The sequence below is a fragment of the Ochrobactrum sp. SSR genome, from assembly GCF_030067775.1.
GTDB classification, from domain to species: domain Bacteria; phylum Pseudomonadota; class Alphaproteobacteria; order Rhizobiales; family Rhizobiaceae; genus Brucella; species Brucella teleogrylli.
The window spans coordinates 1,250,213-1,264,387 of record NZ_CP125970.1 but is presented as its reverse complement, the minus strand read 5'-3'; the positions used below and the strand labels follow the sequence as shown (position 1 = coordinate 1,264,387).

The window sequence follows — 14,175 nt, the reverse complement described above, 5'->3', positions numbered from 1 at the left end:
TTACAAGGGGTTAATTATCGCTAACCTAAATTAGTCCCCAATCCTTATGACAATCACTGATTGCAGGGTTGCAAATGGCGTGTATGCGACGCCGCTTTACAACCATTAAAAATTTAATGAATCGCTGATGGTCCAGGGAGGCCGCCCGTTACGCTCCGCAAAATATTTTTGCGTCTGGCGTCCAGTTTCCGAACCCCGTCGCGACCATATTTGCCATCACCCGGCAGACATATCGCTTCTGTGCGGGATTGTTGTTCGGGCCTGCATGATAGCGCGCGACAGCCATCGTCCAGTTGCCTTCACGAGTGTGAAGCTGCTTGAGAAAGCGCGCCGCGTAATCGACATTGAGGCTCGGCATCAGCATGGCTGCGACCGATGGAAATTCCTGCCCGTGATAGTAGTAGTTGATCTGCATGCAACCGAGATCGATGAGCTTGGCTCCCCCGGCGCGCACCTCGGTAAAACGCTTGAGGGCGGCCCCTTGCGACGGCAGAAATTCCGCCCGGCCCTCAATATTCATCGCATAGGGTTGCAGTGAATTCTTGCGCCCGGTTTCCGTCAGGCCGACAGCGTAGAGGATGCCGAGCGGCACGTCATAGCGCGCCGAAGCGCGATGCATTTCGCGCTCGCAGACATTCTCCGCCAGAGCGGCACTGGCGTTACACAACCAGACCGCGACTGCGGCCAGCAGTGCCTGCAACAGTGTCGCGCGCCGCAGTTTCGGAACCTGTCTGCTTGCCGGACCGGTCTTGTCCCGTTTGGCTGGAATCACCATTCTGCCTGCCCTCGCCGCTTGCAAACTGAGCCTGTGCCTGAGATTGCGCGCCATTGCGGCCATCGAAGCCGCCTTGCATATTGAAGGCCTGTTGCTGGCCGGATGATTGCTGTTGCGCGCCGGCCTGCTGCTGGCCAGCGCCTTGCCCCGCCGCCGTGTGCTGCACCGCGCTTGCCGCAGTGCGGTCTGTAACCGTTACGGAGATGCGGGCATCGTCCGCGATACCGGCACTTTTCAGCGCCTTCTCGATGATCGAGCGGTCAGCGGAAAGCGCTTCAGCGGCCTGCGCCTTATCCGCGACCAGATGCACTTCTACACCGTCCGGCACAACGCGGATGCGCGCCGTCACCTGCCCCAGATCGACGGGATCAAGCCGTATTTGAAGCGTCTTCACCGAACCAAAGCTGCGCTCGGAAACCACCTGCACATCCGCCACGCGAACCGCCTGCGGCGTGGCAGTCGCCACCTTGCCATCCACCGGAGCAGCGGACTTGCCAGCGGCTTGCAGCGGCTGGAAGACACCGCGATCAGCATTGCTGGAATTAGCCGGCTGATTACCCGCTGGCTTTTCGGCTTTCAGCAGATCGGTAAGGTTTGCATCGGCATTTTCAGTGGGCTTATCCGACTGCGCGCCATTCGTGTCGCCCGACACCGCCTCGCCGGATTTGGAAGACGGCTTTCCACTGACACCAGGCTGGAGATTCTGAGCTGCCTCGGCCTTCCGCCTCATGTCGCTGACGGTATCCGCTCCGACCTCAGCACCCTCGCCTTCAACAGCGTTCGGATTCATGTCATCTGATTGCGCCAAAGCAGCTATTCCAGCCTTTTTCGCGAGATTTTCTGTGGCGGAATTGTGGCTTTCGCCGTTCAAATTGGGCATGTTGGCGGCCAAAGAAAGGACATTCTGTGTCACGGCCCAGTTTGTCCCTTGCGTGGACGCATCCGCTTTCTGCTCATCCTGCTCATCGCTGAGCGCAGTATCGGCGTCATCGCCCTTCGCGACCGGTTTGCCATGCGGCTTTTCCAGAAGCGCGCCAAACAGCTGCGACGGCTCGGAATTTTCCTGCCCATCCACATTTGCCTTGCCTTGCCCATTGCTTTGCTGGGGCGCCAGACTGCGGGTCGGCGACGCCATCCGTCCGGCCTGACCGAGCAAAATATCCACGCTCATTGAATGGTCTCCCCTAGCAAGGCGTCGATCTCGGCAAGCTTGCGCCGGGCATCGTCCATGGTCTTCTGCAAATCGTCTGTTGGCTGCGCCGGTGTCGGGTTCCAGCCCGCAACCGGCGACGAAGCCGGTATTGCGGCGGGCGCGGTAACGGGTGCGTCCGCCACTGCCATAGCAGGCACCTTGCGGTCCTCCACAGCGGGTTCAGGCGCTGCTTTTGCTGGCGGCAGTGCGCTCGGCGCGCGGGTCACGACCGAGCCCACCGTCTCGGCTGCCTTCAACAGTTTGCGGTCAGGTTCCTGCAGGCGATCAGGCGAAATCTGCGACAGTTCACGCAAGGCGCTGCCCGCCGAATCGGAGGCGACATCGCTTGCCGCCGCATAGAGATTGGCGCGGGTCGGATCGGCTTTGAGTCGGTCGGCGAGCTTGCGCGCCTCCGCAGACATGAAACGCGCCCGCTCCGTCTGGCCGTCCACCAGAGCGCCGCGCGCAATCTGGAGATAGAGCGAATATTGCATCACCGGATCGGCGGCTGCGATCAGCTTTACCAGTTCGGCATTGCCGATGCGGTCATTGAGCTTGAGCGCCGCGCTGACGAATTGTCCCATGAAATCACGCATATAGGGCGAGCGGGGAAAGCGCTGCAGATAGTTGCGCGCCAGCATCCGGATCTTTTCCGCATCGCCAAGCTTGGCTGCAATCGGCATCGAACGGCGGATCGCCGCTTCCTCGAACAGCGTGCCCGGCGCTTCGAGCCGCACCTGATCAAGCCGCAGCAGCGCGGTCGCCGGATCGAAGGCTGTCATCTGGCTTGCGGTCACGAGCACGATGGAGGCTTTCAGCTCCGAAGGCACATCCGGCGACAGCGGAACGGAGAACAGCTTGACCACTTCGATCATCTGCCCGGAGGCATAGGCCAAAGCACCCTTGACCAGTTCCTGCGGCACGACATCCGACTTGAAATCGGCCAGAACCTTGCGCACCGCGTCGGGATTACCGCCATTAAAAAGATAGATGATCGCCGCATAAATGTTTTCGGGATTATCCCATGCTTCCTTCGGCGCGCGCGCCATGTCGGCGCTGATGAAAGCCAGAAGCTTGTTCAGCATGACCACGGCTTCCGGCTTTCCCGCCACCACCTGATCCTGCAACATGCGCAGCGAACGCACGAGCTTGTAAGGCTCAAGCACCGGCAAGGCTGCGCCCGCGCTGCCGCCCTGTTGCGCCTGTGCAAAGACATGCACCGGCGCTCCGGCCAGCGGCAGGCTCATGGTCAAGGCAATCATCAGGGAGCGCTGAACAAGCCGCTTCATGGGGCAGACTTGAGGAAAATATCGATGCGGCGGTTTTCAGCCGCATTCGGGTCATTGGCGATTTTCGGCTGGCGGTCGGCATAGCCTTCAACGCGCAACACGCGCTTTTCATCCAGCCCGCCGCGCACCAGCATGTAATAGGCCATCTGCGCACGCGCCGACGACAGACGCCAGTTGTCATAGCTTGCGCTTTTGAACGGGCGCGAATCGGTGTGACCGCTGATGATGACTTCGCCGGGCTGGCGGGAAATCACCTGCGCTATGCGTTCCAGCATCTGCACCACGCGCGCATCAGGCTTGGCGGAGCCGATTGTGAACATGCCGTAGTCGATCTTGTCGGTCAGCTGGATCATCACCCCGCCATCCACCGGAACCACCGTTACATCCGGCATCGGCTCAGCCTTGCTGCCCGGCCTGGCCGCAGTGGACTTTTCGCCTTCCGCAGCCTTTTTCAGTTCCGCAATGAGCTGTTCCTGATCTTTTGCAGGCGCTTCAGCGGGTTTTGCTTCCGGCGTTTCCGGCTTGGGCGGCGTGGAGGGCGCGGCATTCGGCGGCGTCAGCTCGTCCACGGCCTTGCTCGACCAGTAATCCGGGCTGAAAGGATCACGATAGGCATCGCCGCCATCGGCACCTGTGGCAGGGCCGGATTGCGACGTGCCGCCGTCACCCTTGGCAGACTGATTCTGCAACACACCGGTTTCATGCGCCAGTTCCGACAAAACCGCATAGGGCTCACGGAAAAGCTGGCGCTCCTCCTGCTCGCTCGGCGGCACGGTCGTGGCGTCGTTGATGACCTTGGTGCTGTTTTCGACCTGCTGGTCGCTTTCATAGCGAACCTTGCCATCCTTCTCATCGACATCCTGCACGCCCTTGGGGCTGGAATGCCGGTCCATCAGCTTGACGGGATTAAAATAGCTGGCGACAGCCGCCTTGGTTTCCTCATTGGCGGCATTGATCAGCCACATGACGAGGAAGAACGCCATCATGGCGGTCATAAAGTCGGCATAGGCAATCTTCCACACGCCGCCATGGTGGCCGTCATGGTCGTCATGCCCGCCACGGCGAACAATGATGATTTCGCGCTTGGTTTCGGGATCGATGCTCATTGGACCGCAGCCTTCAATTCATCAAGAAGCGGCGCGATGCGCGTTTCTAGCACCCGTTCGCCAAAGGAAAAGGACAATTCGTCCGACGCATTTTCGACAAACCGGCAGCCGGAGGGCAGCAGCGCTGCATGGTCGCGTATCGGGGCCAGCAGTCCTGCCGGACCGGAGATTTCCGGCGCTTCGCCTTCCAGCGCCAGCGCCGCAATGCGGTGGGCAAATTCTGCAACCGCGTCCTGTTCAAGCTTTCCGACGAGAAGCGGCGCTAGAATCTCGGCAATCTGGCCGGAGAAGCTCTGTTCCAGCGCGGTCAGCGCTTCGGTCAGGCTGCGCGCCAGCAACAGCGCCTGCTCCCGCGAAAACGCGGCGCGAAGATTTTCGATTTCCGTCTCATGCTCGCGCAAAAGCCGGGCTTTCTCAGCTTCGTAAAGCGCCTCGGCTTCTTTATGGCCTTCCTCGCGGCCAAGCGTATGGCCTTCGGCATGACCGTTTTCAAAGGCGGAGCGCTTTTCTTCCTCGGCTGCGATGAGGGCCGCCATTTCCGCCTTTTCGGCAGCGGCAAGCTTATCCGCAAGGGCCGCCGCTTTCGGGTCAATCGCTTGGGTGCGACGAACCGGCTCCGGCTTCAACGGTTGCGACGGCGCAGGGGCGGCGATGATCTCCACAGCCTCATCCGCCACGCGATGGGTCGAAAAATCAGGAAGGTAACGGCTGAGGGAGAGCGCGCTCATTATCAGGCAGCCTCAAGCTCCGGTGCATCGGCCCGTTCGGCATGGACAGGCTGCTTCACGGCGTTTCCGTTGATCCATTGCTTGAGAACGGCGGCAACGCGCTCCTCATCCATCTCGATCATCTGTTCCAGACGAAGCTTGGCGGGCATGCGCATGCGCTGGCGTAAATCACTGAGGCTGGTCTTCATCTGGTCGGCATAGGCTTCCGGCCCGCCGATCACAGCCTGCTGGCCCTCGCTGCCTGCTTGTGTACCGACGAAATTCGGCGTGGCAACCTCACCCGCTTCGCGGATGGCGACTTCCGTGCCTGCCGGTTTCGCGGTCTGGTCACGCAGCAGCGGACGCAGGCCAAACCAGATCAGAAGACCAACCGCGGCGAGGATGGCCAGCGCGTTGACATAGCTTCCGCTCTGGCGCAGCAGCGTATCGGTCCATGGCGCCGAAACCGGCTCCATATCCGCACCAGCCGGATCAAGGAAATTGACGGCGGTTACATTGATGACATCGCCGCGATCCGCATTGAGACCGGCAGCCGTGGCGACGAGATCGCGGATTTTGGTGATCTGCTGATCGACGAAATTGGCAGGCGGCGGCGTGGTTCCGGCCGTTTGCAGCAGACGCGCCTGATCGATGACGACGGCAATCGACAGACGCTTGACGGAATAACCGTCGCTCACCGTCGCAATCGTCTTGCTGTTCATTTCGTAATTGGTCAGTTCCTCGCGGCGGTCGGTCTTTTCCGACGAGGTTTCGCCATTGCGGTTCTGGATTTCTTCCTGCGGGATGTTCTGTTCCACACCCGTCGCGTTGTTATCGCGGTTGTTGCGGGAATCGCCGCTTTCGCGCACCACGCGGACCGAACGTTCGACACGCGATTCGGGATCGAAGGTCGTCTCATTGATCTGGCGGCGGTCGGTGTCGAGCGTCGCCTGCACGCTGGTCTGGAAATGGCCAAGACCAAGATAGGGTGCCAGCGCCTTGCGGATGCTGTCGTCCACATTACCAGCAACCTGCTGTTCCAGCGAGGCGGTCATGAGAGCCGCGCCATTGGCGGCCTCGCCAGCGGAGGCGAGAAGCCGGCCATTGGTGTCGAGGACGGTGACCGACGATGCATCGAGCGACGGCACGGCGGCGGCAACGAGCTGGCGAATCGACTGCGCCGATTCGGCGGCAAAGCCGCCTTCCGCGCGGATGACCACCGAAGCGGACGGCTTCTGGTCGCCACGGCGGAACGAGCCTTTTTCAGCCAGAACGATGTGCACGCGGGCGGCCTTCACGCCGCGAATCGCCTGAATGGTGCGGGCGATTTCGCCTTCAAGCGCGCGAACGCGGGTGATTTCCTGCATGAAGGAGGTGAGGCCGAGTGAGCCCATATTGTCGAACAGCTCGTAACCGGCATTATTGGAGGTGGGCAGGCCCTTTTCGGCGAGATACATGCGGGCGGTTTCCGCCTTGCCGATCGGCACCAGAATGGACGAACCATCCGACTTCACATCGAAGGGAATGCCTGCTTCACCGAGCGCAAGGCCCATGCGGTTCACGTCATCACGCGACAGGCCGACATAAAGCGTCTCATAGGAGGGGCGGCTCAGATAGAAACTCGTGTAGAGGATCGCCCCCATCAGGGCGGCCCCCACAAGCCCGAGCGCAACAAGCTTGCGCACGCCAAGCTTGCCAAGCGTTCCCCTGAGCTGTTCGATCAATTGCTGGATATTCTGCTGCATCGACACCACCGCCATCATGATGGATGCAAACTAGACCGCGAAGCTTGCGCGAAAGTGGCGGCTGATAAAGCACGTGCTTTCTGAACGCCGAAACGAAGCGGGGCGCGGAATTGATCCCGCGCCCCTTTTCCGCCCAAAGGCATCCGGTCCGATCAGGTCGGTCCGGATGCGAACCCCTGATTTGCCTGAGAACTCGCGAGAGCCGGTGACCCGGCTCTCCGTTTTATCTACTCAGTTACCGATTAGCCGCGGAACAGCGACAGGATCGACTGGTTCGACGAGTTGGCAATCGACAGAGCCTGAACGCCGAGCTGCTGCTGAACCTGGAGAGCCGACAGACGTGCCGATTCCTTGTTCATGTCAGCGTCAACGAGCGTGCCAACGCCCTTTTCGATGGAGTCCTGAAGACCGGACAGGAAGCTCTTCTGGCTGTCGATCTGCGACTTCGCTGCACCGAGCGTTGCTGCACCGGTTGCAAGGCTCGCGAGAGCCGTTTCAACCGTGCCCAGAGCCGTCGTGATAGCAGCGTCGTCCGTAGTGGACGTGAAGAAGCCCGCGGCAACGATCGAGGCAACCATGGTCTTCGCATCGGTGTCGCCAGAAGCGACGGTGATCTTGTCAACCGTAACGGTGGCGCCGGAACGGTTGTACGAAGCAACAACTTCGAGATCGTCCGTCGGTCCGTTCAGCAGGTTGGAACCAGCGTAGTTGGCGTTGCTCAGAGCCGAGTTGATGTTGGCAACGATCGACTTGATTTCGGTTTCGATCTTGCCCTTGTCTTCTTCGCTTGCACCAAGAGCCGAAACCAGCTTAGTCTTGATATCGTCAACGGATTCACGGATCTTGTTGATCGCGGAATAAGCGGTGTCAACCTTGCCAGCGCCGAGGCCGAGAGCGTCCTGAACGGCCGAGTTGGCCTTGTTGTCGGACTTCATCGACGTAGCGATGGACCAGTACGAAGCGTTGTCGGAAGCTTCACCGATACGCAGGCCAGTCGAAATGCGGTTCTGCGTTGCTTCCAGCGACTTGTTGGTCGAAGAAAGGGTCTGAAGAGCAGTCAGAGCTGCCGAGTTGGTCAGAATGCTAGCCATTATTTTGCCCCTTGGGAAAAATCATACAGAGGGACAGGCCGGACTTACCGGCATAGTGGAGCGGCATCATGCCTGTCTCCGCTCTCGCAGAGACCCACCATGTGCCGACGTTTAAAACCCAAATATTAAAGTAATGCTAATTTATTTTGCCGAATTTTACCGATCTCTCAGATTTTGACGCCGAATTTTGCCGGACGCTTTGGCAACTGTTCCAAATCGGGTCAGGAGAACGAGCGAATCAGGCTTCCGACCAGAATATTCCAGCCGTCGATCAGCACGAAGAACAGAATCTTGAACGGCAGCGAAATCACTGTCGGCGGCAGCATCATCATGCCCATGGACATGGTGAGCGTGGCCACGACCAGATCGATCACCAGAAACGGCAGCACGATCAGGAAGCCGATTTCAAAGCCGCGACGAAGCTCCGAAATCATGAAGGCCGGGACCAGCACGCGGAAATCCACAACACCGTCCTCGCCGGTGCGGAAAGACGGATCGGCAAGGTCTTCGAACAGGCGCAGATCCTTGTCACGCACCTGACCCATCATGAATTCGCGAAAGGGCTGCGAAATCTCGGTCAAGGCTGCCTGTTGCGTTATCTCGTTACGCATCAGCGGCTGCAAGCCATTGTTCCAGGCGCGGTCGAAGGCGGGCGCCATGACATAGAAGGTCATGAACAGAGCGAGCGAGATCATCACCATGCTGGCAGGCGCGGTCTGGAGACCAAGACCCGAGCGAAGCAGGGAAAAGGCTATGGCGAAGCGCGTAAAGCTCGTCACCATGATCAAAAGGCCGGGCGCGATGGACAGTACGGTCAAAAGACCGAAGAGCTGGACAATCTGGCCGCTGGCCGCACCGCTGCCTGCGGGTAGCAGATTATCCAGCGTCAAGGCCTGTTGGGCCTGTGCCGAAACGGTGAGTGCGAGCGTCAGGAGAACGCTTGTACCAAGGAGTTTTTTCATTCTACGACCAGTGCCGAAATAAAGACCCGGTCCACCGCGCCTTCCGAGCGCAGGCGGGCGCGTTCTTCGAGATCGGCGCGCAGATAGGCAAGCCCTGCCGCGCCTTGCAATTGCATGAGATTGACACTGCGCAGGAAGCTCAGAAAATCATCGCCGACACTGGCCGCCATGGCCGCCGGTATTTCATGACCGGGCTTGGCGACCAGCGAAGCTTCCAGCCGTACCCAAGTGTTCTGCGGAATGCCGAGATTGGTGATGATCGGCTTTAGCGGCACAACCGCGCCGATGGAGCGCGATTCGAAATCGCCCGGCTTCGGCTTGTCTTCCTTGGCCGTGGTCTTGGCAAGCGCCTGCTGGTCGGCGGAAATCATACCGCCCAGATACCAGCCGCCACCGGCGGCGATAGCGGTAAGAGCAACGACCGCCGCCAAAAGCCCCATCATGGAGCCTTTGGCCTTGCCGTCTTTCTTGTCCAGTGCCGTGTCGCTCATCGATGCTCAGCTTTAAAAAGGAGAAACCTGATCGAGAATTTGCTGGCCGTATGGCGGCTGCTGCACCTCGCTCAACCGTCCACGACCACCATAGGAAATGCGGGCTTCGGCGATCTTGTCGTAGGAAATGGTGTTGGAACCGGAAATATCCCGCGGACGCACGACACCGGCGACATTCAGCACACGCAACTCATTGTTCACGCGCACCTCCTGCGAGCCGCGAATGATCATGTTGCCGTTCGGGAGCGTGTTGGTGACGATGGCCGCAACCTGTAGGCTGATATCCTCGCTGCGCTTGATTGTGCCCTTGCCCTTGGACGAGCTGTCCGAATGGGTGTTGATGGAACCGTCCATGTCGCCGCCAGCACCGGCGCCCGTGCTGCTGCTGGTCGCGAACGAGCCGCCCGCGCCATAAATGCCTTTCGACACCCGCTCGCGATCGGTCTTGTTGTCGAGATTGGCGCGGTCATTGATGGAAATGATGACGGTGAGCACATCACCCGGCTCGGCCGCGCGCGGGTCCTTGAAGAAATTGGTCGAGCGCTGGTTCCAGAGCGAATAATCCGGCTTGGCCGGACGCGACGGATAACCATTATATTGCGGATTGTTGTTCATGCCGAGATTGGCGGCAACCGGCGACAGGTCCGGCGCACGACCGATTTCTTCCGGCTTCATGGCGCAACCGGCCAGAAGCGCCAGAGCGGTGGCGGCGAAAATGGTCTTGTTCATGCGTCCTGTCATTGCACCGTATTCCCGGTTTGCGCCTGAGCGCGCTGGTCCTTCACCGCCGGTGGCGTTGCGCCCGTGCGCTGCGATCCGACGATGATGCGTGCGAGCTTTGCTGCCTTTTCCGGCGGCATTTCATTCAGAATGATGCTCGAAACACGCGGGTTGAGCTTGAGGATCAGGGCTGCCGCCGCCTCATCGCCGATCATGGCCATCTGGGCTGCCGCTGCATCCGGCTTCATCTTGGAAATGATGTCGACCAGCGAATCCTGCGCCTTGCTGACGAACTCGTCGCGGCGCTTCAGCCACATCTCGTATTCCTTGCGCTTTTCTTCCAGCGCCTGCATCCGCTCGTCCACCTCGGCCTTGAGGTCGGTGAGCTGCTTGGCCTGCAACGAATAGCGGGCGTCTGCGGCCTGATTGTCGATATTGCCGCAGAACTTGCGGATTTCATCCAGATTGCCGAGGTTCGCAGGTGGCGCGGAAACAGGAACCGCCGCCGTTGGGGCCACAGTTGGCGCTTGCGGTGCAGGCGATGCCACCTCCTGCGCCAATCCCGGCAAGGCGCTGGCAAAAAGCAGCGCCAAAGCCGAACCGGTGCGGATTGCCAGTTTCACGATCATGTCTGCTGTCATCCCCGGCCTCATCATTGCACTACCAGTTCTGCGTGAAGCGCGCCGGAAGATTTGATCGCCTGCAGGATGGCGATGATGCCGGTCGGCTTCACACCCATCTGGTTGAGGCCCTTGACCAGATTTTCCAGGTTGGCGCCGGTCAGAATCCCGATCTTGGCATTGGGCTGGTTGACGGCGATATCGGTGTTCGGCTCCATCGCCGTCACGCCGTCACTGAACGGTTCAGGCTGCACGACCATCGGCGTTTCCGTCACGCGCACCGTCAGGCTGCCATGGCTGATTGCCACTTTGGAAATGCGTACTTTCGAACCGATGACCACCGTGCCGGTACGCTCATCCACCACCACGCGCGCCACCTCATCCGTGATGATCGGAAGGCCCTCCAGCTCCGCGAGAAAGCGGGCGGCGGGCACATTTTTCGGACGGGACAGGCGGATGGTCTTGGCATCGCGGGCAATCGCCACACCGCGCCCATAGCGGCGCTTGGCGAAGATATTGATCGTATCGGCGGTACGCACGGCAGTCGTGAAATCGGGATCGCGCAGCTCCACGATCATCTCGCTGTCCTTGCCGAAGTTTCCGGCAACCTCGCGCTCGACCAGCGCACCGTTTGGAATGCGGCCCGATGTCGGCACACCCTGCGTCACGGTGGCTGCATCGCCTTCGGCGGTAAAGCCGGACACAATCATATTGCCCTGCGCAACTGCATAAATCTGGTTGTCGGCGCCCATCAGCTGCGTCATGACCAGCGTGCCACCCTGCAAGGAGGTGGCGTCGCCGATGGACGAAACCGTCACATCGATGCGTGAGCCGGAACCGGCAAAGGCGGGCAGATTGGCGGTCACGATGACCGCTGCCGTGTTCTTCGAACGCGTGGAATTGCGCGGCGCATTGATGCCGAGATTATCGAGCATGGCGCGCATGGACTGTTCGGTGAAAGGCGAGTTGCGCAGGCTGTCACCCGTGCCCTTAAGGCCGATCACCAGACCGTAACCAACGAGCTGGTTTTCACGCACGCCCTGAATGGTCGCGATATCCTTGAGGCGTGCCACAGCGCTGCCACGACCAAGCTCAGCATAGGCCATCTTGGACGGATCGCCGCCTGCACCCAGCCAGTCGGCGTCCGCTTCGACGGCGGTGCCGAAATCCTTCACATTCTTGGCCGACTCATCCGCCAGAACCGCAACAGGTTGAAGCGCGAGAGCCAGAACGGTGATCAGCGTTGCCCAGGTTTTTCTCACCGCATCCCCACTTGAACACGGCCATCGGCCAGTATCGTGCCGGGCACGATGACGCCGCTGTCGCTGTTGCGTACCTTGATGAAATCGCCTGCCGCCCCGGACTCGAGCGGTATGCCGACGGCTGTGATCGTCATGACACCGGTGGAGAACACCATCGTCACCGGCTCGCCACGCTTGACCAGCGACGGCTCCGAGAGGGCGGCGACGAGGATCGGCTTACCCGCGATCAGCGTCTTGCGCGCGACCTTGCCGTCAGCCTGATCCACCGACAGCACATATTGCTGCGCGGCGGGCGCACTGATGTAGAACTTCTTCTCGACCAGCGCGACATTGCTGACGACCTGTCCGGGATAAACGGTCGCCGAAGGCACAACGAAAGCGATGCGGTCGGTGGCCGAAGCCCCCGAGACCGCAGCAGTGGCAAAACCGGCCACTGCGGCAGCAGCCAGTGCGGCGCGTCTGAACCGTGAACGGGCTTTGATGTCGTTTCCTTGGGCGCGTTTCATGGCGATCACCGTCAGCGCATGTTCTTCGATACGGTCGCCGCCATTTCGTCGGCGGCCTGAATGACCTTGGAATTCATTTCATAGGCGCGCTGCGCCGTAATCAGATCGGTGATTTCTTTCACCGGATCGACATTTGATGCTTCGAGATAGCCCTGCTTGACCGAACCGAAACCTGGATCGCCCGGATCGCCGACCAGCGGCCCGCCGGAGGCTTCCGTTTCGCGATAGAGATTGTCGCCCAGCGGTTCGAGACCGGCTTCATTGGTGAAATTCGCAAGCTGAAGCTGGCCGAGCGGGGTGATCTGGATGCCGTTCTGTTCCTGAATCTTTGCAAAGACCTGCCCGGTATCGCTGACGGTTACTTCAAGCGCATTTTCAGGAACCACGATGCCCGGCTGGACAATATTTCCGTCGAGCGTCACCAGCTGGCCATCGGCATTCTTGTTGAATGCGCCAGCGCGGGTATAGAGCGTTTCGCCGGTCGGGCTCTGGATCTGGAACCAGCCCTGCCCGGTCAGCGCCAGATCGAATGGATTTCCGGTCTGGTTGAAGCTGCCCTGAATATGCAGGTTGCGCACCGCCGCCGTCTGGACGCCAAGGCCGACCAGCGCGCCTTCGGGCACAATGCTCTCATTGGCCTGATTGGGAACGCCTGCCGTGCGCTCGGACTGATAGAGTAGGTCCGAAAACTCGGCACGCGCGCGCTTGAAGCCCGTTGTATTGATATTGGCAATATTGTTGGCGATCACTTCCAGATTGAGCTGCTGGGCGTTCATGCCGGTTGCGGCAATCGTCAGGGCTTTCATGGCGCTTCCTTGATCTGCTGGGCGTATGCGGGATGAGAGCGGCTCAGTTAAAACGGTATTGTCGAAGCCGCTCTAACCATTTGTTTTTGCGCATTATCCTACGCAAAACCACTTCGCACTTTTGCTGGAAATGCTTTAAATCGACATGCGGCTGATCTCGAGATACGCTTGCACGATCTTGTCGCGGATCGCGATTGCGGTCTGGAGCGACTGTTCAGCTTCCATGACGGAGCTGACCACCTCATTCACCGGCGCATCGCCCTTGATGCCCTGAATGGAGGTGGCTTCCGCCGCCTGCAATTTCTGGCCGACCGAATCCGTCATCTGCGACAGGACTTCACCAAAGGATGCGCCCGGCGTTGCGGGAACAGCCTGTGGAGCCGCCGTGGAAGCGGCAGAACCGACGCCATTCCCGGCGACGGTTTCGGAAAGGCGCGACAGCGCATTGCGCGCCGAAATGCTCATGATCGAGTCGTACATTATGTGCTCCTCAGGAGATCGATGGTCATCGAGATCAGCTCACGCGCCTGCCTGACGACCTGCAAATTGGCTTCATAAGAACGGTTGGCTTCACGCATGTCCGCCATTTCGACGACCATGTTGACGTTCGGGTAACGGACATAGCCGCGCGCGTCGGCGGCGGGGTGGCTCGGATCATATTGCTCGACGAAGGGCGAGGTATCCTTGCCCACTTCGGCCACGCGCACTTCTGCGGCACCCGTGCCATGCTCCAGCTCGGTGCGGAAGGAAACGGTCTTGCGGCGATAGGGATCGTCGGTCGCCGTCTGGCCCGTCGACTGGGCATTGGCGATGTTTTCCGAAACGATACGCAGACGTGTCGATTGGGCCGAAAGGCCGGAGGCTGCGATCTTCAGGGAATTCTGCAAGGCGTCGGAAGACATG

16 protein-coding genes are annotated in these 14,175 nt (G+C 60.0%); all 16 read right to left on the bottom strand.

All coding sequences use genetic code 11. The features are described from left to right. Window positions 1-148: 148 nt before the first annotated feature. The gene (locus QLQ11_RS17330) at window positions 149-619 is read right to left on the bottom strand and encodes a transglycosylase SLT domain-containing protein (RefSeq protein WP_319080433.1); all 471 of its coding nucleotides are present in this window, start codon (window positions 617-619) and stop codon (window positions 149-151) included. Between the two features lie 40 nt (window positions 620-659). After that, entirely contained in the window at window positions 660-1,946 is a 1,287-nt protein-coding gene (locus QLQ11_RS17325) for a flagellar hook-length control protein FliK (RefSeq protein WP_124915238.1), read from the bottom strand. Next, window positions 1,943-3,256 carry a chemotaxis protein gene (locus tag QLQ11_RS17320; protein ID WP_121538376.1) on the bottom strand — a complete coding sequence of 438 codons (1,314 nt, stop codon included), beginning with the start codon at window positions 3,254-3,256 and terminating at the stop codon, window positions 1,943-1,945. The genes QLQ11_RS17325 and QLQ11_RS17320 overlap by 4 nt, the downstream gene beginning before the upstream one ends. Next, window positions 3,253-4,362: a flagellar motor protein MotB gene (locus QLQ11_RS17315; RefSeq protein WP_109367885.1), complete on the bottom strand. Its 1,110-nt coding sequence runs from the start codon at window positions 4,360-4,362 to the stop codon at window positions 3,253-3,255. The genes QLQ11_RS17320 and QLQ11_RS17315 overlap by 4 nt, the downstream gene beginning before the upstream one ends. Continuing rightward, window positions 4,359-5,090, bottom strand: a complete 732-nt coding sequence (locus QLQ11_RS17310) for a hypothetical protein (RefSeq protein ID WP_109367886.1) — start codon at window positions 5,088-5,090, stop codon at window positions 4,359-4,361. Before QLQ11_RS17310 ends, QLQ11_RS17315 begins: the two co-directional genes overlap by 4 nt. A 2-nt stretch (window positions 5,091-5,092) precedes the next feature. Further along, entirely contained in the window at window positions 5,093-6,829 is a 1,737-nt protein-coding gene (gene fliF, locus QLQ11_RS17305) for a flagellar basal-body MS-ring/collar protein FliF (protein WP_109368045.1), read from the bottom strand. A gap of 227 nt (window positions 6,830-7,056) precedes the next feature. Then, window positions 7,057-7,905 carry a flagellin gene (locus QLQ11_RS17300; RefSeq protein ID WP_109367887.1) on the bottom strand — a complete coding sequence of 283 codons (849 nt, stop codon included), beginning with the start codon at window positions 7,903-7,905 and terminating at the stop codon, window positions 7,057-7,059. Window positions 7,906-8,126: 221 nt separating this feature from the next. Continuing rightward, the gene (fliP, locus tag QLQ11_RS17295) at window positions 8,127-8,867 is read right to left on the bottom strand and encodes a flagellar type III secretion system pore protein FliP (RefSeq protein WP_109367888.1); all 741 of its coding nucleotides are present in this window, start codon (window positions 8,865-8,867) and stop codon (window positions 8,127-8,129) included. Continuing rightward, window positions 8,864-9,358 carry a flagellar basal body-associated FliL family protein gene (locus QLQ11_RS17290; protein WP_124915240.1) on the bottom strand — a complete coding sequence of 165 codons (495 nt, stop codon included), beginning with the start codon at window positions 9,356-9,358 and terminating at the stop codon, window positions 8,864-8,866. The genes fliP and QLQ11_RS17290 overlap by 4 nt, the downstream gene beginning before the upstream one ends. 12 nt (window positions 9,359-9,370) lie before the next feature. Next, window positions 9,371-10,099, bottom strand: coding sequence for a flagellar basal body L-ring protein FlgH (flgH, locus tag QLQ11_RS17285; protein WP_371831102.1), 729 nt, complete (start codon window positions 10,097-10,099; stop codon window positions 9,371-9,373). Further along, window positions 10,096-10,719, bottom strand: coding sequence for a MotE family protein (locus QLQ11_RS17280; RefSeq protein WP_235858966.1), 624 nt, complete (start codon window positions 10,717-10,719; stop codon window positions 10,096-10,098). The genes flgH and QLQ11_RS17280 overlap by 4 nt, the downstream gene beginning before the upstream one ends. Window positions 10,720-10,730: 11 nt before the next feature. Continuing rightward, entirely contained in the window at window positions 10,731-11,960 is a 1,230-nt protein-coding gene (locus QLQ11_RS17275) for a flagellar basal body P-ring protein FlgI (RefSeq protein ID WP_109367890.1), read from the bottom strand. Then, window positions 11,957-12,481 (bottom strand): flagellar basal body P-ring formation chaperone FlgA, encoded by a 525-nt coding sequence (gene flgA / locus QLQ11_RS17270; protein WP_371830823.1) that lies wholly within the window; start codon window positions 12,479-12,481, stop codon window positions 11,957-11,959. Before flgA ends, QLQ11_RS17275 begins: the two co-directional genes overlap by 4 nt. Continuing rightward, window positions 12,478-13,272 (bottom strand): flagellar basal-body rod protein FlgG, encoded by a 795-nt coding sequence (gene flgG / locus QLQ11_RS17265; RefSeq protein WP_109367891.1) that lies wholly within the window; start codon window positions 13,270-13,272, stop codon window positions 12,478-12,480. The genes flgA and flgG overlap by 4 nt, the downstream gene beginning before the upstream one ends. Window positions 13,273-13,407: 135 nt before the next feature. Beyond that, window positions 13,408-13,752, bottom strand: a complete 345-nt coding sequence (locus QLQ11_RS17260) for a flagellar hook-basal body complex protein FliE (protein ID WP_109367892.1) — start codon at window positions 13,750-13,752, stop codon at window positions 13,408-13,410. Then, window positions 13,752-14,174, bottom strand: a complete 423-nt coding sequence (gene flgC, locus QLQ11_RS17255) for a flagellar basal body rod protein FlgC (protein WP_109367893.1) — start codon at window positions 14,172-14,174, stop codon at window positions 13,752-13,754. Before flgC ends, QLQ11_RS17260 begins: the two co-directional genes overlap by 1 nt. Window position 14,175 lies beyond the last annotated feature (1 nt).

Bases quoted from the DNA above. Each gene is read 5' to 3' on its own strand.
- QLQ11_RS17310 (WP_109367886.1), bottom strand. From the start codon at position 5,090: ATGAGCGCGCTCTCCCTCAGCCGTTACCTTCCTGATTTTTCGACCCAT.
- QLQ11_RS17325 (WP_124915238.1), bottom strand. From the start codon at position 1,946: ATGAGCGTGGATATTTTGCTCGGTCAGGCCGGACGGATGGCGTCGCCG.
- QLQ11_RS17300 (WP_109367887.1), bottom strand. From the start codon at position 7,905: ATGGCTAGCATTCTGACCAACTCGGCAGCTCTGACTGCTCTTCAGACC.
- QLQ11_RS17330 (WP_319080433.1), bottom strand. From the start codon at position 619: ATGCATCGCGCTTCGGCGCGCTATGACGTGCCGCTCGGCATCCTCTAC.
- flgG (WP_109367891.1), bottom strand. From the start codon at position 13,272: ATGAAAGCCCTGACGATTGCCGCAACCGGCATGAACGCCCAGCAGCTC.
- fliF (WP_109368045.1), bottom strand. From the start codon at position 6,829: ATGGCGGTGGTGTCGATGCAGCAGAATATCCAGCAATTGATCGAACAG.
- QLQ11_RS17320 (WP_121538376.1), bottom strand. From the start codon at position 3,256: ATGAAGCGGCTTGTTCAGCGCTCCCTGATGATTGCCTTGACCATGAGC.
- QLQ11_RS17260 (WP_109367892.1), bottom strand. From the start codon at position 13,752: ATGTACGACTCGATCATGAGCATTTCGGCGCGCAATGCGCTGTCGCGC.
- QLQ11_RS17315 (WP_109367885.1), bottom strand. From the start codon at position 4,362: ATGAGCATCGATCCCGAAACCAAGCGCGAAATCATCATTGTTCGCCGT.
- flgC (WP_109367893.1), bottom strand. From the start codon at position 14,174: ATGTCTTCCGACGCCTTGCAGAATTCCCTGAAGATCGCAGCCTCCGGC.
- QLQ11_RS17290 (WP_124915240.1), bottom strand. From the start codon at position 9,358: ATGAGCGACACGGCACTGGACAAGAAAGACGGCAAGGCCAAAGGCTCC.
- QLQ11_RS17280 (WP_235858966.1), bottom strand. From the start codon at position 10,719: ATGACAGCAGACATGATCGTGAAACTGGCAATCCGCACCGGTTCGGCT.
- flgH (WP_371831102.1), bottom strand. From the start codon at position 10,099: ATGACAGGACGCATGAACAAGACCATTTTCGCCGCCACCGCTCTGGCG.
- fliP (WP_109367888.1), bottom strand. From the start codon at position 8,867: ATGAAAAAACTCCTTGGTACAAGCGTTCTCCTGACGCTCGCACTCACC.